This is a genomic window from Bacillus sp. EB106-07-01-XG149 (genome assembly GCF_058791555.1).
In genome coordinates this window covers 681281-706309 of record NZ_JBYTDP010000002.1, presented here as the reverse complement: position 1 = coordinate 706309, position 25029 = coordinate 681281, and the positions used below count along the sequence as shown (strand labels likewise).

Here is a 25029-nt window from a genome sequence, read left to right as displayed (position 1 = left end):
AAATGCCAAATATGATGCCGATAATGGATAACAATCAAATGCCAAATATGATGCCGATAATGGATAATAATCAACCACCGAATATGATGCCATATCAAATGCCATACCAACAGCCTGTGATGCCGCCTAATCCGTATTATCAACAACAAAATCCATATCAAATGCCATATCAGCAAGGAGCACCGTTTGGACCGCAATATACGTCTATGCCGAATCCAAATATGATGCCAATGGATAATAATATGCCGCCGCTCGTACAAGGTGAGGAAGATTGTGGATGCGGAGGAGAGAGTAGGTTATATAGTCCTCAACCTGGAGGACCGCAATACGCAAATCCTTTATATTATCAACCAACTCAATCGGCATATGCGCCACAGCCAGGAACGATGTATTATCAACCAGATCCACCAAATGTATTTGGAGATCCAGTTTCAGAAGAAGAGGACGAAGAGGAAGTTTAAAAAAGGTGGGATTATTCCCGCCTTTTTTTTATGTAGAGTCGTTCTGAAAATGGAAGATTTACATCAAATGTTAGAAAATCCCCAGTGAAATATTAACAGTGTAAAAACCTTCTCTGTTACTCATCATAAGAGGGAGCTTTTCAGAAGAGAAGCTCATTCTAACAGAGGGGGTTTTTGTATTGAATACGAAAGTAAAAGTGATTGCTGCTTCTTTGTTAGTTACCAGTGCATTAGCTGCATGTGGTACACCAAAAGATAACAATGCAATGGATGGACGTAACTACAATTACGAGCGTACATCTTATAATGATACACACCAGTACCGTGATAATGTAACGCGTAATGATCGTTATACAGATTATGTAACATATAGAAATGGTCGTAACGATACAGGATATAACAATTATTACCGCGATGTAAATTACAACGGTCAAATTGCTAACCCGCATCCAACACGTAATATTACAATGAACAATTCATACATTAACAATGATGGTAAAACAGCAGAAAAAATAACAAATCGTGTAAAGCGTATGAATAACGTAGACCGCGTGTCTACAGTTGTATATGGAAACGATGTGGCGATTGCGGTAAAACCGCGTAATCCAGTATCGAATGAAACGGCACTTGCAAACGAAGTTCGTCAAGCCGTTGTAAATGAAGTTGGAAACAGAAATGTATATGTTTCTGTAAGAAATGACATGTTTACTCGTGTCGATGCAATGAGTACACGCCTACGTAATGGTACAGTTACAAACGATTTTAATCGTGATATAGGGAATATGTTCCGAGACATTCGTTACGGTTTAACCGGTACTACTGGTACTATGCGATAGCAAAATAAAAGAGGAAGGGGGAGCCCTTCCTCTTTATTCATCATTGTCTTGTACACGACGTTTTTTAATAAAATAACTAACGGAATAAGACGCTAAAAAGCATATGAAGAAAATACTACCTGTTAAAACTGCTTCAAAGAGAGGTCTTTCTGGACTGAAAATGATATAAATAATAGCTATAATAGTTCCTACAATAAGAGAACGTAAAATAATTTTGTAATAAGGAGTTAACTTTATATCTTTTTCGCTCTCTTCTACATCGATTGAAACGCTTAACTGTAAATAAGCAATTAAAATACTCGTAAGCATAAATAATAACCATAATGGAGATTTCGTAATTTGATCCATTCCTTCAGTGAATCCGATATAGCCTAAAATGCCAATTATACCAAGTGATTGAAAAAGAAAGGCAATACGTATGTTTTTTAATGTTTTCAGAATGAGACGTTCATCCTTTATTTTTTTCACAATATCCATCTCCTGTTTATTATGATTTCGCTGTTACACTAATTGTAACGTATATATTACATTTATCAATTTATAATTTACATAAATTTATTTGGCTAAAAGAGGAAATAAAATATTTTTATAAACATGTTGCACTTATACTTTATTAATGTTATATTAGCAAAGCGATGAGCTAATTTACGTAAGACGAGAGATATGCTTAAGTGCTAAACACGCGAATGTGGTCGCCTGGTCTCTCGCCGTAAACGCATCAAGACGCCTGCTTTGCAGGCGTCTTTCATTTTATATAAAAACAAATGCTAATGCAGATAAAGATAAAACTTTATCTGCATTTTTTATTTTCGAGAGAAATGTAATACGGTCATTTATATGGATAAAACCTCCATTTCCGGAAAAGCTACTAATGAAAGTTTGATCTTGCCTAAAAGAGGTGAACGGAAATGAAATGGATACTGATTGCAGTACAAGCTTTCGTTATGATGTTTTGTTTCGTTTATGAAACGAATGTGAAGGCGGAAGGGCCAGTACCAGAAGTAACAGAAAAAGAGCCGGAAGTTACAATTTTATTAGAGCGAATGTATGTTGATGGAGAAGTAAGCGAGGAAATATTTACAGAAAAAGTAGCGGACTTAGAAAAGTTTCTACAGCAATATAAAGAATGGCAGCTCGTTGATCGTGATGATGTACAAATCGTATTACAAAAGAAAGTTGATGATATTTCTCCATTATTGAAAACGAGCGGATATTTTGGTGTGTCAGAGGAAGGGATATTACAAATTTTTAAAGGTGTACCGAAAAGTGATAATGCGATTCATTCCTTCTTTCAAATTGATATGAAAAAGCTGGAGAGTTATGAGCGTGCAAAATTGAAGCGTGGTATTCGCATTAAATCAAAAGAAGGTTTTGTGAAGACGATTGAAAAAATGAAGCAATACGCAGTGCAAAATAAGAAAAAAAGCAGCTCATGGTGAGCTGCTTTTTTTTACTTGTTTTTATCTAAAATTTGTTTTGCGATTTCATCAATTAGCATATCTTTTCCGATTGGATTGAAAGCTTTCGTATTGAAGATTTCATTTGATACTTCATATACGTGATTGTTTTTAACTGCTTTATTGTCTTTCCAAACGGCACTGTTTTTGTAGTCTTCGTAAACTTTATCAGCTTCGCCGCCAAAGTTTACAATAAACATTTGATCAGGTTGGAATGCAACAAGACCTTCTAGCGATACTTGTGCCATCGTTTGTTTTAAATCTGTACCTTTTGTTACTGGAAGTTTTAAGTCATTAAAGATGATGTCACCGTATCCGAAGCTACCGTATACACGGAAGTTTTGTGGTGTAACTGCGACGAACATAAAGTTCTCATCTTTTGTTTTTTCTTTAATTTTTTTAGATAAAGAGTCTGCTTTTTTATCGTAGTCTGCAATCCATTTGTCTGCTTTCTTTTCTTCGTCAAATAGTTTACCTACTTCTTTAAACTTACCGCGCCAGTCTTCTAAGTTTGTTTCTAAAACAATTGTTGGTGCAACCTTTTCTAATTGATCATAAATCTTCAATTGACGATTATTTAAAATAATTAAGTCTGGTTTTAATGCAGTAACAGCTTCTAAATCAACTTTAGGTGCCCAGTACCAACCTACTGCTTTTACGCCATCTAATTTGTCAGTTAAATGATTTTGGATTTTATCTTTATATGTGTTTGCTGTACCAACAGGTTTGTGTCCAAGAAGTAATAATTCTTCTGTTGATCCAGATAGGTCAACAATTCTCTTTGGATTTACTGGAATTGTAGCCTCCCCTTTAGCGTGTTTTACAACTTTTGTTTTCGGTTGTTCTTTCGCTTTCGATTCTTCTTTTTGAGAAGAACAGCCAACGATAGAAAGAACAACTAGCATAATAGTAAATAAAATAAATAGCTTCTGTTTCATCCTGATGTAACCCCTTTAATTAGTATTGATAATCATTATCGACTTCTGTATATTAAGGTGCTTCATACTTTCTGTCAATGGAAAATAACAGAAGTTTCAAATAGAGAACATTTGTTGGGGTAGTCTCGCTTTTCTATCATTAAATATGTTAAAATGGAATACATGATTTAAGAGGGAGAGATCGTATTTTGTTTGAATATGTTACAGGTTACGTGGAGTATGTAGGACCGGAATATGTCGTAATTGACCATAACGGAATTGGTTATCAAATTTTCACACCAAATCCGTATGTATTTCAAAGAAGTAAGCAAGAAATCCGTGTCTATACATATCATTATGTGAGAGAAGATATTATGGCACTTTACGGTTTTAAAACACGTGAAGAGCGTTTATTATTTACAAAGTTGTTAGGTGTGTCTGGTATTGGACCAAAAGGCGCTCTTGCAATTTTAGCGTCTGGTCAAACAGGACAGGTCGTTCAAGCGATTGAACACGAAGACGAGAAGTTTTTAGTGAAGTTCCCGGGCGTCGGAAAGAAAACAGCACGCCAAATGATTTTAGATTTAAAAGGAAAACTAGCTGATGTCGTGCCAGATGCATTTGTTGATTTATTCTCAGACACAGAACGTTTTGATGAGAAGAAAGGTTCATCAGCTGAGCTTGATGAGGCGCTGGAAGCTCTGCGCGCACTTGGATACGCAGAACGAGAAGTTTCTCGCGTTGTACCAGAGTTATTAAAAGAATCATTAACGACGGATCAGTATATTAAAAAGGCACTTAGTCTTTTACTAAATGGTAAGAGGTGAGTATAATGGACGAACGTCTCCTTTCAGGGGAATCTGCATATGAAGATTCGGATTTAGAATATTCATTACGGCCACAGACGCTCCGTCAGTATATTGGCCAAGATAAAGCGAAACATAATTTAGAGGTGTTTATTGAAGCAGCGAAAATGCGTGAAGAAACGTTAGATCATGTGCTTTTATATGGACCACCAGGACTTGGTAAAACGACGCTTGCCAATATTATTGCCAATGAAATGGGCGTAAATGTTAGAACGACTTCAGGTCCAGCAATTGAAAGGCCGGGAGATTTAGCAGCTGTATTAACAGCACTTCAGCCGGGGGATGTACTATTTATTGATGAAATTCATCGTTTGCATAGATCAATTGAAGAAGTATTATATCCTGCGATGGAAGATTTTTGCCTTGATATTGTAATTGGAAAAGGGCCGTCAGCACGATCTGTACGTCTAGATTTGCCTCCGTTTACACTAGTTGGAGCAACGACACGTGCGGGAGCATTATCAGCGCCGCTTCGTGACCGTTTCGGTGTACTTTCAAGATTAGAGTATTACACAGTAGATCAGCTTTCTGAGATTGTTGAACGTACAGCAGAAGTATTCGAAGTTGAAATTGATTCGTTAGCCGCACTAGAAATTGCAAGACGTGCTCGTGGTACACCTCGTATTGCGAATCGTTTATTACGACGTGTACGAGATTTCGCACAAGTTCGTGGTAACGGAACTGTTACGATGGAAATTACACAAATGGCGTTAGAACTACTGCAGGTAGATAAACTAGGTCTAGATCATATCGATCATAAATTATTGCTTGGTATTATTGAGAAATTCCGTGGTGGCCCAGTCGGGTTAGAAACGGTTTCGGCAACGATTGGAGAAGAGTCTCATACGATTGAAGATGTATATGAGCCATATTTATTACAAATTGGTTTTTTACAACGAACGCCAAGAGGCCGAATCGTAACGCCGCTTGCATATGAGCATTTCGGAATGGAGATGCCAAAAGCATGACGGAGATGCCAAAGCTGCTTATTACAGCTGGTATTTTGCTCATTGTTGTTGGATTAGCTTGGAAGTTCATAGGAAGGCTTCCAGGCGATATTTTTGTGAAAAAAGGTAACGTTACCTTTTATTTTCCTATCATTACATGTATTGTGTTAAGTATTGTATTATCTTTTATTATGTATATAATAAATCGATTTAAATAAGAAATAGGTGGATATAGTTATGGATATTAATCTGTTTGATTTTCATTTACCAGAAGAACTTATTGCACAAATCCCATTAGAAGATCGTGAAACATCAAGATTAATGGTGTTAGATCGTGAAACAGGCGATATTGAGCATAAACATTTTACAGACATTCTTTCTTACTTACATGAGGGGGATTGCTTAGTTTTAAATGAAACGAAAGTTATGCCTGCTCGTTTGCACGGTGTGAAAGAAGATACAGGCGCGCACATTGAAGTACTTCTTCTAAAACAAGAAGAAGGCGATAAGTGGGAAACGCTTGTTAAGCCAGCGAAACGTGTAAAAGAAGGAACTGTTATCTCTTTTGGCGAAGGGAAATTAAAAGCAACTTGTATAGGAACTGCAGATCAAGGTGGACGTCAGCTTGAATTTTCATATGACGGCATCTTCTATGAAATTTTAGATGAGCTTGGGGAAATGCCACTTCCTCCATATATTAAAGAGACGCTAGAAGATCGTGATCGCTATCAAACAGTATATGCGAAAGAAATCGGTTCAGCAGCAGCGCCGACTGCGGGACTTCACTTTACAGAAGAGCTATTGGAGAAGTTAAAACAAAAAGGCGTTGGGTTAGCTTTCATTACACTTCACGTAGGACTTGGAACATTTAGACCAGTTTCTGCAGATACGATTGAAGAACACCATATGCACGCAGAATATTACCATATGTCTGAAGAGACAGCTGCGTTATTAAATCGCGTGAAAGAGAATGGTGGACGTATTATTACGGTAGGTACGACTTCAACTCGTACGTTAGAAACAATTGCGACAGATCATGATGGTAAGCTTTGTGCTGCTTCTGGCTGGACAGACATTTTTATGTACCCAGGTTATGAATTTAAAGCAATTGATGGTTTAATTACAAACTTCCATTTACCGAAATCAACATTAATTATGCTTGTAAGTGCATTTGCAAATAGAGATAATGTACTTCACGCTTATAATGAAGCAGTAAAAGAAAAATATCGTTTCTTTAGCTTCGGTGATGCAATGTTCGTTGCATCTCACGCTAAAATGGGAAACAAATAAAAGGAGTAAATTATGACAGCAATTCGTTATGAATTTATTAAAACTTGTAAACAAACAGGTGCCCGTTTAGGACGTGTACATACGCCACACGGTTCATTTGATACACCAACATTTATGCCAGTTGGTACACTTGCAACAGTTAAGACAATGTCACCAGAAGAATTAAAAGCAATGGATTCTGGCATTATTTTAAGTAATACGTATCATTTATGGCTACGCCCAGGTCACGAAATTATTCGTGAAGCAGGTGGTTTGCATAAATTTATGAACTGGGATCGTGCAATCTTAACGGACTCTGGTGGTTTCCAAGTATTCAGTTTAAGTGACTTCCGTCGTATTGAAGAGGAAGGCGTTCACTTCCGTAACCACTTAAATGGAGATAAATTATTCTTATCACCAGAAAAAGCGATGGAAATTCAAAATGCATTAGGATCGGATATTATGATGGCATTTGATGAGTGTCCACCTTTCCCGGCTACTTTTGAATATATGAAGAAATCTGTAGAACGTACAAGCCGCTGGGCAGAACGTTGTTTAAAAGCGCATGAACGTCCACAAGATCAAGGTTTATTCGGTATTGTACAGGGCGGAGAGTTCGAAGAGCTTCGTCGTCAAAGTGCAAAAGACCTTGTTTCAATGGACTTCCCTGGTTACGCTGTAGGTGGTTTATCTGTAGGTGAGCCGAAAGATATTATGAACCGTGTACTTGAGTTTACAACGCCACTTCTTCCAGATAATAAGCCACGTTACTTAATGGGAGTAGGTTCTCCTGACTCATTAATCGATGGTGCAATTCGTGGTATTGATATGTTTGACTGCGTACTCCCAACTCGTATCGCTCGAAATGGTACATGTATGACAAGTGAAGGCCGTCTAGTTGTAAAAAATGCGAAATTTGCAAGAGACTTCGGTCCGCTTGATCCAAATTGTGATTGCTATACATGTAAAAATTACTCTCGTGCGTATATTCGTCACTTAATGAAATGTGATGAAACGTTCGGAATTCGTTTAACGTCTTATCACAACCTTCATTTTCTGTTAAACTTAATGGAGCAGGTGAGACAAGCTATTCGTGAAGACCGTCTTGGCGATTTCCGCGAAGAATTCTTTGAACAGTATGGCTTTAATAAACCGAATGCTAAAAACTTCTAATACATAATTTAAAAGGAGGAACAAAAGATGAATCCAGGTATGATGAATATCGTTATGATCGTTGCGATGTTTGCGATTTTCTATTTCTTATTAATTCGCCCGCAACAAAAGCGTCAAAAAGCAGTTGCTCAAATGCAAAATGAGTTAGCAAAAGGTGATGCTATCGTAACAATCGGTGGTTTACACGGTACAATCGAATCAGTAGATGAGACGAAAATCGTTATTAAATCTGGTGGTTCACACTTAACTTTCGATCGTAATGCGATTCGTGAAGTTGTGAAAAACTAATGAGGAAGGCCCTGCATGAAATGTGCAGGGCCTTTTTTAGTTATTTTGTTTTGACATATTTACCCCGAAAATACCACCGAGTGTACTCGCGCCCATTAATGCTAATTGATAAAGTAACTGGGAGTTCGATAAAGTTTGAGAGAAGCCTAAATAGTTAACTAGAAAAACAAGTATTGCGAATGTAAGACCTGTTGTGAAACCTACTAGCCAACCTTTCCCTTGTGCTTTTTTGCCGGCAGTAAATCCGGATATAAGCATAGATAAAAGTGCTAGTATAAAAATAGTAACGGCTAATGTCCCTTCAGTCATAGCTGTAAACTTTAATAAAAGAGCTATAACCATGCTAATAATTGATGCAAGAATTAATAAGGTAATGATACCAAAGCCGATTGCGGTTGATAATTTTTTCGTTCCATCCATTTATACATTCCCCCTTTTTAATACAAGCATATTTTCTTTTTGCCCAAGTTAGACTAGTTTATTTTTTATAGGGGAGTCTATACGTAAAAAAGGAGATGTAGAAATGGAATGGGTATCAATCATTGGCCGGACGATGCTTTTGTATATCATCATATTAATTATTTTTCGTCTTATGGGTAAACGTGAAATTGGAGAGTTAAGTGTATTAGATTTAGTCGTATTCATTATGCTTGGCGAAATGGCCGTAGTCGCAATTGAAAATACCGATAAATCACTTTGGCACCAATTAGTTCCGATGACTTTTCTTATGTGTATACAGATTATTTTGTCAGTCATTTCATTAAAGTTTCAACGATTTCGGCATTTAATAGAAGGTGAGCCGGCTATTCTTGTAAATGCGGGGAAAATTGATGAAAAGAAGATGAGAAAGCAGCGTTATAATATAGATGATTTATTGATGCAATTAAGGGAGCAAGGAGTTGGAGATATCCGAGATGTAGAATACGCTATTTTAGAACCATCTGGGAAGTTATCTGTCTTTCAAAAACAAAAAGGTAAACAGGATACATTGCAGTTTACTCTTCCTCTTATTATTGATGGAGAAATTCAATTGAATCATTTACAAATGATTGAACATACAGACGAATGGCTCATTGGCAAATTAAAAAACTTAGGTTATAACGATATCACACAAATTTTATACTGCAGCTTTCAAAATGGACAATTTTTTGTTGATTTGAAAGAAAACTAGAGGCTTACTATATGAAATAGTAAGCCCGTTTACTTCAAAAATGAAAGTTTTCGAATGATTGGGAGTCGGCTTAACTCTTCTTTTCGAATGAGTTTGAAAGTGAAGAGGAGGACGATATAAATGATTGTTGTTAAAGTGATTTCCCATAATGTTTGTACGCCAAGTGAATGAGAGAAAATCATATATTTATGAAGGTAAAAACCGAAAGCACCTGCAATACCGATAGCAAGTCCGCCGAAAATGTAGTCTTTTGCATAAATGGTAAATGTAATTTTCTTTAAAACAGTAGCGTAATGAAGGAATGTTACCGTCACTATATTTGCAGCGATAGCGAGTGCAACCCCCATCATTTGAAAATCTGGCCTTGAAGCTAGTACAAAAATAAGGATTAATTTCACGATGGCGCCAATAAATGTATTCATCATTGCAGCTCTTGCTAAGTTTAAAGCTTGTAAAACAGAGGTAAGTGGACTTTGAAAGTAATGAAATAAAAAGCAAGGTGCAAGAAGCTGGATAAATGCTGTTGCACTATCCGATCCATACATAAGAGTTAAAATAGGAGAAGCGAATACGTATAATATAACGACTGACCACCCACCAGTAATTAATGAGATTCGAAGAGCTTGTTGTAGGCGGTGTTCCACTAATTTATGCTGTCTTTTAGCCATCGCTTCACTAATAGATGGAACGAGCGCTGTAGAAAGAGCGTATGTAATAAAGGCTGGCAGTGATAGAAGTGGGAATGCATAACCGTTTAATATACCGTATTGCTGGGTTGCGACAGAAGCAGCAACTCCGGCAATCGCTAAGCTTTGCATAACGACGATAGGCTCAAAGAAATATGAAACGGAACCGATTAAACGACTTCCTGTAGTCGGAAGAGCGATATCCATAAGAGAATAAAATGTACCTGTGCTCTCCTTTACAGTAGTGAAAAATCCAGAGCGTATAGATAAATGTTTTTCGCGCTGGAATAAAGTGAGTAAAAATAATAACGATGCAACTTCACCGAGAACGGCTGATAACATAGCGCCAGCTGCAGCATATTCTACGCCGTAAGGTAAAAATAACTGAATGCATATAGCGATAATTGTAATGCGGACAACTTGTTCTATAACTTGAGCATAAGCGCTAGGTTTCATATTTTGTTTCCCTTGGAAATAACCGCGTAAAACAGAAGAAACAGCAATAACAGGAACGACAGGTAAAATGGCCATTAATGGATAGTACGTTCGTTCATCAGTTAATAATGTTTTTGCTAAAATAGGTGTGAGGAGCATAATTCCGATTGTTAAAATGATACTAATAACGGATGTAACAGCTAATGATACTGTTAATATTTTTTTAATCCTTTGTTTATCGTTCACAGCTTCCGCTTCTGCTACAAATTTTGCGATTGCGACAGGAAGGCCGATTTGTGTTAATGTAATTGCTAGAATGAATGTAGGAACGGCCATCATATAAAGGCCAACGCCTTCTTCTCCTAAAATACGTGCCATTACAATCCGGTTAATAAATCCAAGGATTTTGGTAATAAAGCCGGCTATCATTAAAATAAATGCGCCTTTTAAAAAGCTTTGTCTCGTCATGGTCTTCTCCTACCTTCTCAAAATCAGTGGAATGATTTACAATAATTTATATGCACGTATGAGACAAGAATGACAAGCATTTAAGAGAGTGAAGTATGAGAGTACTCTTGAAAGTAGTTATTGCTGTCCATTAGAGCGGGATTAAAAGCGACTTTTCGTGCTGAAATAAGAAGGAGATGTTTATGTATGTTAGAAAAAGAGGCTTTGGTAGAATCATACCGCGGACAGTTACAAGTCGTTTTAGAAAGCAAAGTAGAAGAGTTTCACATGTTCGGTTATGACCGAGTAACAGATGATGATATTTGGAAGTTTCTTAAAGTGAAGAAGTGGAAAAAGATAAACGGTGATGTTAGATTATATGAATTAGTAAATGATGTATTAAGAGTAAGTACTAATGAATATATGAATTATTTAACTGTAGAAGCATATCAAGCGCCACTTTGGTCATTTGATGAATATGAAAATAAATAACCGACTGCAATTGGTTTGTTCTTCCTTTTGCAGTATAATGATAGGTATTGATAATGAGGAAATAATTATGTCTAAGATTATATATAAAGGGGGTAGTGAAGAGAAAAAATAAATAATGAAAGTGTAGGTATTGTGAAAAACGTACCGACACAGCTAGTGATGAACTAGCAAAATTATAGAAAGGAAGTCTACTAACTAGGCGTATGCATACGTGTAAAAGTGAATCGTAAGAGATTTATTTAAAGTGTTAGTAGCAGAAAGAGGGTACATATGGCAAAGCGTGGTACGAGAATTGCCGCCTTTTTCCTCATCGTTTTATTAATCGGTGGAGTAATTGGTGCGGCAGGAAAAGACATAGCAAAAGGAATTAGTCTAGGACTAGACCTTCGCGGTGGTTTTGAAATTCTGTATGAAGTAAAACCAGCCAAAAAAGGTGATAAAATCGACCGAGAGGCACTTGTAAGTACAGTAGGTGCTCTTGAAAATCGTGTCAATGTTCTCGGTGTAAGTGAGCCGAACATTCAAATTGAAGGACAAGATCGAATTCGCGTACAGCTTGCTGGTGTACAAGACCAGCAAAAAGCACGTGAAATGTTATCAACACAAGCGAAATTAACATTCCGTGATGTAGATGACAACCTTCTTATGGACGGAACGGATTTAAAAGGCGGCGGAGCGAAACAAACATTTGATGAGCAAGGCCGTGCGAGCGTAGGTCTTACACTAAAAAGCGCTGATAGATTCCGTGAAGTAACTGAAAAAATTTCAAAAATGCCACCACCAACGAATTTAATGGTAATTTGGCTTGACTTTGAAGAAGGAAAAGATTCGTATAAAGCAGAGTCTGCAAAACCGAATCCGAAGTTCTTATCAGCAGCAACAGTAAGCCAAGTGTTTAATCAAGCTGAAGTATCTATCGTAGGTGGAAACTTCACAGTTGAAAGTGCGAAACAACTTTCATCTTTATTAAATGCAGGTGCACTTCCTGTTGATTTAAAAGAAATGTATTCAACATCAGTTGGAGCGAAATTTGGTCAACAAGCGTTAGAGCAAACGATTTTCGCTAGTGCGATTGGTATCGCTCTTATTTTCTTATTTATGCTTGTATACTACCGTTTACCAGGAATTGTAGCGGTTATTATGTTAGGTCTATACATTTTTGTTACGCTACTCGTATTTAACTGGATGCATGCGGTTCTGACATTACCAGGTATTGCGGCATTAGTGCTCGGGGTAGGTATCGCAGTTGATGCGAATATTATTACGTACGAGAGACTGAAAGAAGAGCTGAAAATTGGTAAGTCAATGATGTCAGCATTCCGTGCTGGTAATCATCGTTCATTAGCAACAATTTTAGATGCAAACGTTACGACTCTTGCAGCGGCTGGTGTATTATTCGTTTATGGTAATAGCTCTGTAAAAGGATTCGCAACAAGTTTAATCGTAAGTATTTTAGTTGGTTTCGTTACGAACGTATTCGGTACTCGTTTCTTACTAGGTTTACTTGTAAAGAGCCGTTACTTCGATAAAAAGCCAGGATACTTTGGTGTGAAACAAAAGGATATTATTCCATTAACAAAAGGTGTAGTACACCCACCGACAAGATTTGATCGTATTAACTTCGTAAATATCGGTCATAAATTCCTTGTTTTCTCGATTGTAGTTGTAATTGCAGGTGCAATTATACTACCAATTTTCAAATTGAATCTTGGTATTGATTTTGCGAGTGGTACACGTATCGACTTGCAATCAAAACAAGCACTTACTGTGTCTGATGTTCATAAAGATTTTAAAGAATTGAAAATTGACGTGAAGGAAGAAAATATTGTACCGACTGGAGATGACAATAAAGGATTCGCAGTTCGTACATTAGGTGTTCTATCAAAAGATGAAATTGCGAAAACAAAAACATTCTTCCACGATAAATATGGTACAGATCCAAATGTAAGTACAGTTTCACCGACAATTGGTAAAGAAATTGCACGAAATGCATTTATCGCAGTATTAATTGCTTCTGCGGTTATCATTTTATACGTAAGTATTCGATTCAGATTTACGTACGCATTATCTGCAGTACTTGCATTATTACATGACGCATTCGTTATGGTTGTTATATTTAGTATTTTCCAATTAGAGGTAGACTTAACGTTTATCGCTGCAGTGTTAACAATCATCGGTTATTCTATTAATGACTCAATTGTTACATTTGATAGAAACCGTGAATTATACAAACAGAAAAAACGAGTTCGCGATATAAAAGACTTAGAAGAAATCGTAAATGCAAGTATTCGCCAAACGCTTGGCCGTTCAATTAACACCGTATTAACAGTGTTATTCCCGGTAATTGCGTTACTTATCTTCGGTAGTGAGTCATTACGTAACTTCTCGTTTGCGTTACTTGTTGGATTAGTTGTAGGTACGTACTCTTCTGTTTTCGTTGCTTCTCAAATTTGGTTAATGCTTGAAAACCGTCGTTTGAAAAAGGGCAAAAACAAGAAAAAGGTTGAGAAAGTAGAATCTGAACCACAAGTATAAATAAGATGATGTCTCTTTATGAGGCATCTCTTTTTTCGTTTGTGGATACAATAAGATAGCAACTTTTTAACAAAAGAAAGATGGAAGAAAGTGGTGGTGTTATCGCTGTTTTTGCTACAATAAAAAGATAGGTTAAGAAAAGAAGGGATTTTAATTATGGAAAAAGATGAACGTTTTAAACAGGCCGAGTTTGGTGCTATTGTCGGAATCGTTGGTAATATTATATTAGCGATTGTAAAGGCGGTAATTGGTTATATTGGGAACAGTAAAGCACTATTAGCGGATGCCGTGCATTCTGCATCAGATGTAATTGGTTCGCTCGCTGTACTTTTTGGATTGCGAGCAGCAAAGCAACCGCCTGATGAAGATCATCCGTATGGTCATGGTAAAGCGGAATCGATTTCAGCAATTATTGTTGCAGTATTATTATTTATTGTGGGAATCGAGATAGCAATTTCGTCTATAAAAGCTTTTTCGCAGGAACTAGAACCACCGAAAGGAATTACGATTTTTGCTGTTGTTCTTTCAATTATCGTGAAAGAAGGAATGTTTCAATATAAATTCCGATTAGGGAAGAGGGTAAATAGTGATGCAATTATTGCAAATGCATATGAACATCGTTCGGATGTGTTTTCTTCAATTGCAGCTTTAATCGGTATTTGTGCAGCGATTATGGGAGGTAAGTTCGGGTTAGATTGGCTTGTATATGCCGATCCAATTGCAGGATTATTTGTTTCACTTCTTGTTGCAAAAATGGCGTGGAGTATTGGGGCAGAAGCAATTCATGCAACGCTTGATCATGTTCTTCATGAGGAAGATGTTGTTCCGCTTAGAGAAGCAGTACTTCAAATAGATGGTGTGAAAAAAATCGGTTCTTTATATGCAAGGGAGCATGGTCATTACGTTATTGTTGATATTAAAGTTTCTGTAGATCCATACATTACTGTAGAAGAAGGGCACCGCATTGGAAAGCATGTGAAAGAAACGCTTATGGAACAAGATAACGTACAAAATGTGTTTGTACATATAAATCCGTATTCCCCAAATTAAATATCATTAACATTTTAGTATATAGATATTGCATCGTAGTTTGCATTATATTGTCACCCCTTAATCTGTCTTGTATAATGAACAGGTTAAGGGGTGATTTCGTGTTACAACCGAAGACGCGTTGGAAAGAAAAAGAATATAATAATGAGCGAGTGAGTGAATTAGCAAGTAAATTACAATTATCACCACTTGTCGTTTCGTTATTCCTCGGTAGAGGACTAGATACAGAAGATAAGATTTTAGATTTTTTAAATACAGAAAATCAAGAATTTCATGATCCATTTTTATTAGAAGGAATGGATAGAACGGTAGAACGTGTAAATAAGGCGATTCAAAATGGAGAGCAAATATTAATATTTGGTGACTACGATGCGGATGGAGTAAGTAGTACGACTGTGTTATATCTTGCCTTGCAAGAATTAGGTGCAGACGTAGAATTTTATATTCCAAACCGTTTTACAGAAGGATATGGACCAAACGAAGAAGCATTTCGTTGGGCACATAGCGCAGGATTCTCACTAATTATTACTGTCGATACTGGTATCGCAGCAGTACATGAAGCGAAGGTAGCGAAGGAGCTTGGGATAGATCTTATTATTACAGATCACCATGAGCCACCACCAGAATTGCCAGAAGCACTTGCGATTATTCATCCGAAATTAGATGGCGGTGTATATCCGTTTCACTATTTAGCTGGTGTAGGTGTTGCGTTTAAAGTTGCACATGCACTACTAGGCCGTGTACCAGAACATTTATTAGAAATTGCAGTAATTGGTACAGTAGCCGATTTAGTATCACTTCATGGTGAGAATAGATTACTAGTGAAGCGCGGTTTAAAGCATATGCGCATGACGAAAAATATCGGACTAAAGGCGCTATTTAAAGTTGCTAACGTTTCGCAAAGTGAAATTACAGAAGAGAGTATTGGCTTCTCACTCGCTCCGCGTATTAATGCAGTTGGACGTTTAGAAGATGCTACACCGGCTGTACATCTTTTATTATCAGATGATCCAGAAGAAGCGAAAGAGTTGGCTGAAGAAATTGATGAGCTGAACAAACTGCGAAAAGATATTGTAAAGCAAATTACAGAAGAAGCTATCGCTGAAGTGGAAAATAATTTCCCGCCAGAAGACAATAAAGTACTAGTACTGGCAAAAGAAGACTGGAATCCAGGTGTAATTGGAATTGTCGCATCTAAATTAGTTGAACGTTTTTATCGTCCAACGATTGTATTATGCATTGATCCTGTAAAAGAAACAGCAAAAGGTTCAGCACGTAGTATTGCAGGATTTGATTTGTTTGCAAATTTGTCAGATTGTAGAGAGTTATTGCCACACTTCGGAGGGCATCCGATGGCAGCGGGAATGACGCTACATATGAATGATGTAGATGAATTACGCCGCCGCTTAAATGAACAAGCAGAGGTAATTTTAACAGAAGAAGATTTTATTCCAATTACAGCTGTTGATGTCTTTTGTAAAGTGGAGGATGTAACACTGGCAGCAATTGAAGACATGCAAAAGTTAGCGCCATTTGGTGTTGGAAATCCAAAACCACGTATTGCAGTGAAGGATGCAGAGCTAGAAAGTATTCGTGCAATCGGATCAGATGGCTCTCATTTGAAAATGGCTCTTCGCGATGGACAAGCGACACTGGATACAATCGGATTTGGTTTTGGTGCGTATGCAAAAGAAATTTCTCCAGTTGCAAAGGTATCTGTAATAGGGGAAGCATCTATCAATGAATGGAATAATTTTAAGAAGCCGCAATTAATGGTACAAGATATTGCTGTAGAGGCGTGGCAATTATTTGATTGGCGTAGTATGCGTAACGTAGAAGCGAATGTAGCAGAACTTCCGAAAGAAAAAATAACGATGGTGTATTTTTCTGAAGAGGTATTGAATAAGTTTTCTCTAGAAGACTATAAAGAGCATATGATGCATGCATCAGAAGTAACTCATTTAGACGATCAATACATCGTGTTACTTGATTTGCCAAAAGGAACAGAGGAATTACGAGATTTATTTAAAGTGGGGTTCCCGTCGCGAATTTATACGCTATTTTATCAAGAGAATAATCATTTATTTAGTACTGTTCCAACGAGGGAACATTTTAAATGGTACTATTCGTTCTTGAGCCAAAAAGCACCATTTTCTTTAAGACAATATGGAGAACAACTATGTCGACATAAAGGTTGGTCAAAAGATACAGTAAATTTCATGACACAGGTGTTTTTTGAGTTAGAATTTGTTACAATAAAAGATGGCGTCATTTTTATGGCAGACAAAAAACAAAAGCGTGATTTAATTGAATCGAACACATATCGTGAGAAAATGAACCACTTACAATTAGAAAAAGAATTGGTTTATAGCACATATCAGCAACTATATACATGGTTTGAAACGATTCGTAATCATAAAGAAGTAGAACAGTTAGGGTAAAGGATTTGTATTTACAAACCTTTTAGATCTGAGGAGGATTCAGAAATATGGATTTCAAGCAACATATCGCAATTGTACCGGATTATCCAAAAGAAGGTATTGTATTTAAAGACATTACACCGTTAATGAACGACGGTAAAGCATACAAAGCAGCAACAGATGCAATCGTTGAGTATGCAAAGAAAAGAGACATTGACGTTGTAGTAGGGCCAGAAGCACGTGGCTTTATTATCGGTTGCCCAGTTTCTTATGCGTTAGAAGTAGGTTTTGCACCAGTTCGTAAATTAGGGAAATTACCACGTGAAGTAATTACAGTTGACTACGGTAAAGAATATGGTAAAGATGTTTTAACAATCCATAAAGATGCAATTAAGCCAGGTCAACGCGTATTGATTACAGATGATCTATTAGCTACAGGTGGAACAATTGAAGCGACAATTAAGCTAGTTGAAGAACTTGGCGGAGTTGTAGCAGGAATTGCATTCTTAGTAGAGCTTACTTACTTAGATGGTCGTAAAATGTTAGATGGTTACGATGTATTAGTATTAGAAAAATACTAATCACTATATAGGTAAAACTACGGTGATAAAAAGTACCCGTGAATCTCTTGGAGAGGAGCGGGTACTTTTGTATAATTGCACAAAAAAATAAGGTGAAATGTCAGTAAAATCTTTTCCTTTTCACAATTCACAATCATTAGGTTATAATGATAGAATATAATTTATTCTACTTAATTAAGATAAAGTCAATTTTCAATAAAAGGTGATTCGATGGCAAATGAGCAGGTACTAACAGCTGAACAGGTACTCGAGAAAGCAAGTCAATATTTAGCAGATGAAGATATTGAGCTAGTGGCACGTGCCTATGAATATGCACGTGATGCGCATAGCGAACAATACAGAAAATCGGGTGAACCGTACATTATTCATCCAATTCAAGTTGCAGGTATTTTAGTTGATTTACACATGGATCCAGCTACAGTATCAGCAGGTTTCTTACATGATGTAGTGGAAGATACAGAAATTACATTAGAAGATATTGAACGGGAATTTAATAAAGAAATTGCTATGCTTGTCGATGGTGTAACAAAGCTCGGAAAGATTAAATATAAATCTCATGAGCAACAACAAGCAGAAAACCATCGCAAAATGTTTATCGCAATGGCTCAAGATATTCGAGTTATTTTAATTAAACTAGCTGATCGTCTTCATAACATGCGTACATTGAAACATTTGCCTCAAGAGAAGCAGCGTCGCATTGCAAATGAAACGTTAGAAATCTTTGCACCTTTAGCACATAGACTCGGAATTAGTACTATTAAATGGGAGTTAGAGGATACGTCACTTCGCTATTTAAATCCGCAACAATATTATCGTATTGTAAATTTAATGAAGCGTAAACGTGCAGAGCGTGAAGAGTATTTAGATGAAGTAATGACTGGTATTCGTGAGAAATTAAAAGAGGTTTCAATTCAACCAGAGATTTCTGGAAGACCAAAACATATTTACAGTATTTATCGTAAAATGGCACTGCAAAATAAACAGTTCAATGAAATTTACGATTTACTAGCTGTACGTGTCGTAGTAAATAGTATTAAAGATTGTTATGCGGTGCTTGGAATTATTCATACGTGCTGGAAGCCAATGCCAGGTCGTTTTAAAGATTATATTGCAATGCCGAAAGCAAATCTATATCAATCTCTTCATACGACTGTAATTGGGCCGAAAGGTGATCCGCTTGAAGTGCAAATTCGTACGAAAGAAATGCATGAGATTGCAGAATTCGGGATCGCGGCGCACTGGGCGTATAAAGAAGGAAAAACAGCAGAAACAACAGGTACATTAGAGAAGAAACTTACATGGTTCCGTCAAATATTAGAATGGCAAAATGAAGCTTCTAATGCAGAAGAGTTTATGGAGTCATTAAAAATTGATTTATTCTCTGACATGGTATTCGTCTTTACACCGAAAGGCGACGTAATGGAATTGCCACTTGGATCTGTTCCGATTGACTTTTCGTATCGTGTCCATTCGGAGATTGGAAATAAAACAATTGGTGCAAAAGTAAACGGGAAAATGGTGACGCTTGATTATAAATTAAAAACAGGTGACATCATTGAAATTTTAACATCGAAACATTCGTATGGGCCAAGTCAAGACTGGGTGAAACTTGCTCAAACATCTCATGCAAAAAACAAAATACGTCAATTCTTTAAGAAGCAACGTAGAGATGAAAATATTGAAAAAGGCCGTGAACTTGTTGAGAAAGAAGTGCGTAGCCTAGAGTATGAGATGAAAGAAGTGTTAGCTCCGGACAATTTAAAACGTGTTGCTGAAAAATTCAACTTTGCAAATGAAGAAGATATGTTTGCAGCAGTTGGATATAGCGGGATTACAGCGTCGCAAATTGTTACGCGACTAACGGACAAATTCCGTAAGCAACGTGAAGAAGAAGAAATCGTTGAAGTTAAAGAAGTTCGTAAACCGATGAAAATTCGAAAATGGGATTCTGGTGTTAAAGTAAGTGGTGCGGATAATTTATTAATTCGTTTATCAAAATGCTGTAACCCGGTTCCAGGTGATGATATCGTTGGGTATATTACGAAAGGCCGAGGTGTATCGATTCACCGCCGTGATTGTGTAAATGTTCATACAGAAGAAGCTATAGAACGTTTATTGGAAGTAGAGTGGGAAGGTAGTCCTGAAAAAGAAATTGAGTATAACGTTGATATTGAAATTTCAGGTTACGATCGCCGTGGCTTATTAAATGAAGTATTACAAGCTGTTACAGAGACGAAAACGTACATTTCGGCAGTTTCTGGTAGAAGTGACCGTAATAAGATGGCGACAATTAATATGTCAATCTCTATTCGTAACTTACAGCACTTGAAAAAAGTAGTAGAACGCATTAAACGTGTCCCAGAAATTTATGCAGTACGACGCATGATGCATTAATAGGGAGTGTAGAAAAGATGAGAGTTGTTTTACAGCGATCAAAAGAAGCGTCTGTCACAGTAGACGGTGAGATCGTAGGACAAATTCCGTTCGGTTTAACATTACTAGTTGGCATTACGCATGAAGATACAGAAAAAGATGCAACTTACATTGCAGAAAAAATTGCGAACTTACGTATTTTTGAAGATGAGAGTGGAAAGATGAACCATTCTGTACTTGATGTAGAAGGACAAGTTCTATCAATTTCGCAATTCACATTATACGGAGATTGCCGCAAGGGAAGACGTCCCAACTTTATGGATGCTGCCAAACCTGATTATGCAGAGTGTTTATATGATTTCTTTAATGAGGAAGTTCGTAAGCAAGGATTGCATGTAGAAACAGGGAAGTTCGGAGCAATGATGGATGTTTCTTTAATCAATGATGGTCCGGTGACCTTAATTGTGGATAGTAAATAGTGTTGCTTAAGAAGAGGGGATTATATAATCCTCTCTTTTTTATACATTGTTGTATGTTTTGTTCATTTATCTCGCTATTTGTGGGAGATCCACTGCCCGTAAAAGCCTGATTAGTGAGGGCTAATAATGAGTGGCAATGGACAAAACCCCTATTCATTAAAGTTACACTTTATTTGGAATCAATAGCTGTTTCAATTATGTATAACTCTTTCATCAATATGGAACAATAAAAAGTAAAACATCTATATTGAATGTGAGGGATATACGTATGCGTATGAATGAAAAAGGGCATTCTGTTACAAATGGTGCAAATCAACTGTTTAACGTAAATTTTCATGATTTTATTTCAAAAGAGCAAAACAATACTTCAATGGAGCTTGCTTCTGAGTTTGGGATTTCTCTTCAAGATGTAAAGCGTCTAAAGAAGCAGATTGAACGCTCTTAGAGTACTTGACAATCCTACTCAACAAACGTATAGTAATTTTATATTTACATATGAATATAACCGTTGATAGAGAAGAGTAAATGAGACACACATGGAAAGAGAAGAAATGTCTTAGGCTGAAAACATTTCTGCATGATGACTGATTGAATGACACTCTAGAGGTTTCAACTTGAACGGCATATATGCTTAGTAGGGATGAACGCACATTTAAGCGTTATTAAAAAAGTGGAAGCATACGTGCTTCAATTAGGGTGGCACCACGGGTATAATACTCTCGTCCCTACTGTTCAAACAGTAGAGGCGGGAGTTTTTTTATTTTTATTAAGATTAAAACAATTTGAGGAGGAACTGAATATGTCTATTCAAATCCCACGCGGAACGCAAGATATTCTTCCAGGTAGCGTTGAGTTATGGCAGTATATCGAAGGGCAAGCACGCGAAATTTGCCGTCGTTACAACTATAAAGAAATTCGTACACCAATTTTTGAACACACGGAGCTATTTTTACGTGGTGTTGGTGATACGACAGATATCGTACAAAAAGAAATGTACTCATTCCAAGATCGTGGAGAGCGCAGTTTAACATTACGTCCAGAAGGTACTGCACCTGTTGTACGTTCTTACGTTGAAAACAAAATGTTCGGTGATGCAACACAACCAACGAAATTATACTATATCGGTCAAATGTTCCGTTACGAAAGACCACAAGCAGGTCGCTATCGTCAATTCGTACAATTTGGTATTGAAGCAATCGGTAGTAACGATCCTGCGATTGATGCAGAAGTAATTGCACTTGCTGTAGAGTTTTACCGCGGCATGGGCTTAAAAAATATTAAAGTTGTATTAAACAGTTTAGGTGATGCGGCGAGCCGTCAAGCGCACCGCGATGCGTTAATCGCACACTTTGAGCCACGTATCGGCGAGTTCTGTTCTGACTGTCAATCTCGTCTAGAAAAGAACCCTCTTCGTATTTTAGATTGTAAGAAGGACCGTAACCATGAATTAATGGGAACAGCACCATCTATTACAGAATACTTAAACGAAGATTCAGCAGTATACTACGACAAAGTTCAAGAACTATTAACGATGATGGATGTTCCGTTTGAAAAAGATCCGAACTTAGTACGTGGTTTAGACTACTATCAACACACTGTTTTTGAAATCATGAGTGAGGCAGAAGGTTTCGGTGCTATCACTACATTAAGCGGTGGTGGCCGTTACAACGGACTTGTACAAGAAATCGGTGGACCGGAAATGCCAGGTATCGGTTTTGCGATGAGTATCGAACGTTTAATTATGGCGCTAAAAGCTGAAAACATCGAATTACCAATTGAACATAGTATTGATTGTTATGTTGTAGCGCTTGGTGAAAAAGCGAAAGACCATGCTGCGAAAGTTGCGTTTGATCTTCGTAAAGCTGGATTATCAGTTGAAAAAGATTATTTAGACCGTAAAATGAAAGCACAATTTAAATCAGCAGATCGTCTAAAGGCGAAATTTGTAGCTGTATTAGGGGAAGATGAGCTAGATAAAGGCATCATTAACTTAAAAGATATGGCAACAGGCGAACAAGAAGAAGTAGCATTAGATGTATTTGCTTCATACGTAGCAGAGAAATTAATATAGGGGGAACTTACAGTGGCTGAAAGAACACATGCATGTGGAAAAGTAACAGTAGAAGCAGTTGGACAAACAGTTCAATTAAAAGGTTGGGTACAAAAACGCCGTGATTTAGGTGGATTAATCTTTATCGACTTACGTGACCGTACAGGTATCGTGCAAGTTGTATTTAACCCAGAAACATCAAAAGAAGCGTTAGAAATAGCAGAAACTATTCGTAGTGAATACGTATTGCACGTAGAAGGTACAGTTGTTGAGCGTGGTAAAGGCGCAATTAATGACAATATGGCAACTGGTCGTATTGAAGTACAAGCAACGAAAGTAAACGTATTAAATGCAGCAAAAACAACGCCAATCATTATTGCTGATGATACAGATGCATCAGAAGATGTGCGTTTAAAATATCGTTATTTAGACTTACGTCGTCCTGCAATGTTTAACACATTCAAAATGCGTCACGATGTAACGAAAACAATTCGTAACTTCTTAGACACAGAAGAGTTCTTAGAAGTAGAAACACCAATTTTAACGAAGAGCACACCAGAAGGAGCTCGTGACTATTTAGTACCAAGTCGTGTACATGATGGTGAATTCTATGCATTACCACAATCTCCGCAATTATTTAAACAGCTTCTTATGGTCGGTGGATTTGAGCGTTACTATCAAGTAGCACGTTGTTTCCGTGACGAAGATTTACGTGCAGACCGTCAACCAGAATTCACGCAAATCGATATCGAAGCTTCATTCTTAACACAAGATGAAATTTTAGATATGATGGAGCGCATGATGACGAAAGTTATGAAGGATGCAAAAGGTGTAGAAGTGAGTGCACCATTCCCTCGTATGAAATATGCTGATGCAATGGCTCGTTACGGTTCTGATAAGCCAGATACACGCTTTGAAATGGAACTAACAGACCTATCTGAATTTGCAGTAGGTTGTGGTTTTAAAGTATTTACAAGTGCTGTAGAAAGTGGCGGACAAGTAAAAGCAATTAATGCAAAAGGTGCTGCGAGCAAATACTCTCGTAAAGATATCGATGCATTAACTGAATTCGTAAAAGTATACGGTGCAAAAGGTCTAGCTTGGCTTAAAGTGGAAGAGGACGGCTTAAAAGGACCGATTGCGAAATTCTTCGGTGAAGAAGAAGCAAACGCGTTAATGGCTACATTAGAAGCTACTGCTGGCGACTTATTACTATTCGTAGCAGATAAGAAGAGCGTTGTCGCAGATAGCTTAGGTGCACTTCGTTTACGTCTAGGTAAAGAGCTTGAGTTAATCGATGAAAGTAAATTTAACTTCCTATGGGTAACGGATTGGCCACTTCTTGAGTACGATGAAGATGCAGATCGTTACTTCGCAGCTCACCACCCATTCACAATGCCATTCCGTGAAGATGTTGAGCTATTAGAAACAGCACCAGAAAAAGCACGTGCACAAGCATATGACCTTGTATTAAATGGTTATGAGCTTGGTGGTGGATCACTTCGTATTTACGAGCGTGACGTACAAGAAAAAATGTTCAAAGCACTTGGATTCTCACAAGAAGAAGCACAAGAGCAATTCGGATTCTTATTAGAAGCATTCGAATACGGTACTCCACCACACGGTGGTATCGCATTAGGTTTAGACCGTCTTGTTATGTTACTTGCAGGTCGTACGAACCTTCGTGATACAATTGCATTCCCGAAAACAGCAAGCGCAAGCTGCTTATTAACAGAAGCTCCAAGCCCAGTTGCAGAAGCACAGCTTGAAGAGTTAAACTTAAAATTAAGCTTAAAAGAAGAGAAGTAAGAATAAAGTCTAGATGGTTATACTATAGCCGTCTAGACTTTTTTTGAGAGGAAATTTAAAAAGTCCGGTTTAGATAACTGTCGCACCTCATCGTTACGTATGCTAGTCCGGTGCTCGAGTAGTACTCCTACACTGTGCTCCTCCTAGCATGCGTGCCTCGATCTGCTCGGTTCTCTAAATCCTCCTTTTTAAATGTATATTGAAAGGGTTATTTAAAAAGTCCGGTTTAGATAACTGTCGCATCTCATCGTTACGTATGCTAGTCCGGTGCTCGAGTAGTACTCCTA

The 25029-nt window shown here is 37.3% G+C and carries 23 protein-coding genes, 1 pseudogene and 1 other annotated feature; of the genes and pseudogenes, 20 read left to right on the top strand and 4 right to left on the bottom strand.

Annotated elements, in window-relative coordinates; genetic code table 11:
* Positions 1-461, top strand: a pseudogene (locus AC3WTA_RS09775) (peptigoglycan-binding protein LysM); the annotation flags it as partial.
* A 179-nt stretch (positions 462-640) separates the two neighbouring features.
* A complete protein-coding gene (locus AC3WTA_RS09770) occupies positions 641-1297 on the top strand; it encodes a YhcN/YlaJ family sporulation lipoprotein (protein WP_001093529.1) in 657 nt (218 codons plus the stop codon).
* A 33-nt stretch (positions 1298-1330) separates the two neighbouring features.
* Here the strand turns inward: AC3WTA_RS09770 and AC3WTA_RS09765 are convergent, their stop codons facing one another.
* A complete protein-coding gene (locus tag AC3WTA_RS09765) occupies positions 1331-1774 on the bottom strand; it encodes a branched-chain amino acid ABC transporter substrate-binding protein (RefSeq protein ID WP_078182771.1) in 444 nt (147 codons plus the stop codon).
* A gap of 431 nt (positions 1775-2205) precedes the next feature.
* Here AC3WTA_RS09765 and AC3WTA_RS09760 point away from each other — a divergent pair, with 431 nt between their 5' ends.
* On the top strand, positions 2206-2736 hold the full coding sequence (locus AC3WTA_RS09760) for a BofC C-terminal domain-containing protein (RefSeq protein ID WP_000871201.1): 531 nt from the start codon (positions 2206-2208) through the stop codon (positions 2734-2736).
* 11 nt (positions 2737-2747) lie between these two features.
* On the opposite strand, the gene AC3WTA_RS09755 is transcribed toward AC3WTA_RS09760, so the two are convergent.
* Complete coding sequence (locus AC3WTA_RS09755; RefSeq protein WP_000810669.1) at positions 2748-3692, bottom strand: iron-hydroxamate ABC transporter substrate-binding protein; 945 nt, start codon at positions 3690-3692, stop codon at positions 2748-2750.
* 188 nt (positions 3693-3880) lie between these two features.
* Between AC3WTA_RS09755 and ruvA the strand changes: the two genes are divergently transcribed.
* From ruvA to yajC, 6 genes are read left to right on the top strand one after another with little or no spacing between them, the layout of a single operon-like run.
* Complete coding sequence (gene ruvA, locus AC3WTA_RS09750; protein ID WP_000464511.1) at positions 3881-4498, top strand: Holliday junction DNA helicase RuvA; 618 nt, start codon at positions 3881-3883, stop codon at positions 4496-4498.
* Between the two features lie 5 nt (positions 4499-4503).
* Entirely contained in the window at positions 4504-5505 is a 1002-nt protein-coding gene (gene ruvB / locus AC3WTA_RS09745; protein WP_000344466.1) for a Holliday junction branch migration DNA helicase RuvB, read from the top strand.
* Positions 5502-5702 carry a DUF2905 domain-containing protein gene (locus AC3WTA_RS09740; protein WP_000138162.1) on the top strand — a complete coding sequence of 67 codons (201 nt, stop codon included), beginning with the start codon at positions 5502-5504 and terminating at the stop codon, positions 5700-5702. The genes ruvB and AC3WTA_RS09740 overlap by 4 nt, the downstream gene beginning before the upstream one ends.
* Before the next feature lie 19 nt (positions 5703-5721).
* Complete coding sequence (gene queA / locus AC3WTA_RS09735; RefSeq protein ID WP_000354006.1) at positions 5722-6774, top strand: tRNA preQ1(34) S-adenosylmethionine ribosyltransferase-isomerase QueA; 1053 nt, start codon at positions 5722-5724, stop codon at positions 6772-6774.
* Positions 6775-6786: 12 nt separating this feature from the next.
* Entirely contained in the window at positions 6787-7926 is a 1140-nt protein-coding gene (tgt, locus tag AC3WTA_RS09730) for a tRNA guanosine(34) transglycosylase Tgt (RefSeq protein WP_000125362.1), read from the top strand.
* Positions 7927-7953: 27 nt separating this feature from the next.
* The gene (yajC, locus tag AC3WTA_RS09725) at positions 7954-8214 is read left to right on the top strand and encodes a preprotein translocase subunit YajC (RefSeq protein WP_001068064.1); all 261 of its coding nucleotides are present in this window, start codon (positions 7954-7956) and stop codon (positions 8212-8214) included.
* Positions 8215-8250: 36 nt separating this feature from the next.
* Here yajC and AC3WTA_RS09720 read toward each other — a convergent pair whose 3' ends face one another.
* A complete protein-coding gene (locus tag AC3WTA_RS09720) occupies positions 8251-8634 on the bottom strand; it encodes a TIGR04086 family membrane protein (protein WP_000349130.1) in 384 nt (127 codons plus the stop codon).
* Between the two features lie 103 nt (positions 8635-8737).
* Here AC3WTA_RS09720 and AC3WTA_RS09715 point away from each other — a divergent pair, with 103 nt between their 5' ends.
* Entirely contained in the window at positions 8738-9385 is a 648-nt protein-coding gene (locus AC3WTA_RS09715) for a DUF421 domain-containing protein (RefSeq protein ID WP_000455380.1), read from the top strand.
* Between the two features lie 29 nt (positions 9386-9414).
* Here AC3WTA_RS09715 and spoVB read toward each other — a convergent pair whose 3' ends face one another.
* On the bottom strand, positions 9415-10974 hold the full coding sequence (spoVB, locus tag AC3WTA_RS09710; RefSeq protein WP_000198292.1) for a stage V sporulation protein B: 1560 nt from the start codon (positions 10972-10974) through the stop codon (positions 9415-9417).
* A gap of 186 nt (positions 10975-11160) precedes the next feature.
* Between spoVB and AC3WTA_RS09705 the strand changes: the two genes are divergently transcribed.
* The 10 genes from AC3WTA_RS09705 to aspS all read left to right on the top strand — a co-directional run bounded on the left by AC3WTA_RS09705 (position 11161) and on the right by aspS (position 24742).
* On the top strand, positions 11161-11445 hold the full coding sequence (locus tag AC3WTA_RS09705; RefSeq protein WP_000890214.1) for a post-transcriptional regulator: 285 nt from the start codon (positions 11161-11163) through the stop codon (positions 11443-11445).
* Positions 11446-11715: 270 nt separating this feature from the next.
* Entirely contained in the window at positions 11716-13980 is a 2265-nt protein-coding gene (gene secDF, locus AC3WTA_RS09700; protein ID WP_001119085.1) for a protein translocase subunit SecDF, read from the top strand.
* 156 nt (positions 13981-14136) lie between these two features.
* A complete protein-coding gene (locus AC3WTA_RS09695; RefSeq protein WP_000409734.1) occupies positions 14137-15030 on the top strand; it encodes a cation diffusion facilitator family transporter in 894 nt (297 codons plus the stop codon).
* 101 nt (positions 15031-15131) lie between these two features.
* Entirely contained in the window at positions 15132-17471 is a 2340-nt protein-coding gene (gene recJ, locus AC3WTA_RS09690; protein WP_000941274.1) for a single-stranded-DNA-specific exonuclease RecJ, read from the top strand.
* A gap of 47 nt (positions 17472-17518) precedes the next feature.
* The gene (locus tag AC3WTA_RS09685; RefSeq protein WP_000346221.1) at positions 17519-18031 is read left to right on the top strand and encodes an adenine phosphoribosyltransferase; all 513 of its coding nucleotides are present in this window, start codon (positions 17519-17521) and stop codon (positions 18029-18031) included.
* Between the two features lie 210 nt (positions 18032-18241).
* Positions 18242-20425, top strand: a complete 2184-nt coding sequence (gene relA / locus AC3WTA_RS09680) for a GTP diphosphokinase (protein WP_001262801.1) — start codon at positions 18242-18244, stop codon at positions 20423-20425.
* Positions 20426-20442: 17 nt separating this feature from the next.
* Complete coding sequence (locus AC3WTA_RS09675) at positions 20443-20883, top strand: D-tyrosyl-tRNA(Tyr) deacylase (RefSeq protein ID WP_001266952.1); 441 nt, start codon at positions 20443-20445, stop codon at positions 20881-20883.
* Positions 20884-21151: 268 nt separating this feature from the next.
* The gene (locus AC3WTA_RS09670) at positions 21152-21328 is read left to right on the top strand and encodes a hypothetical protein (protein ID WP_001242605.1); all 177 of its coding nucleotides are present in this window, start codon (positions 21152-21154) and stop codon (positions 21326-21328) included.
* Positions 21329-21382: 54 nt separating this feature from the next.
* Positions 21383-21613: a binding site (T-box leader), on the top strand.
* 69 nt (positions 21614-21682) lie between these two features.
* Entirely contained in the window at positions 21683-22954 is a 1272-nt protein-coding gene (gene hisS, locus AC3WTA_RS09665) for a histidine--tRNA ligase (RefSeq protein WP_000027073.1), read from the top strand.
* A 12-nt stretch (positions 22955-22966) separates the two neighbouring features.
* Positions 22967-24742, top strand: coding sequence for an aspartate--tRNA ligase (aspS, locus tag AC3WTA_RS09660; protein WP_000840884.1), 1776 nt, complete (start codon positions 22967-22969; stop codon positions 24740-24742).
* Positions 24743-25029: the final 287 nt, after the last annotated feature.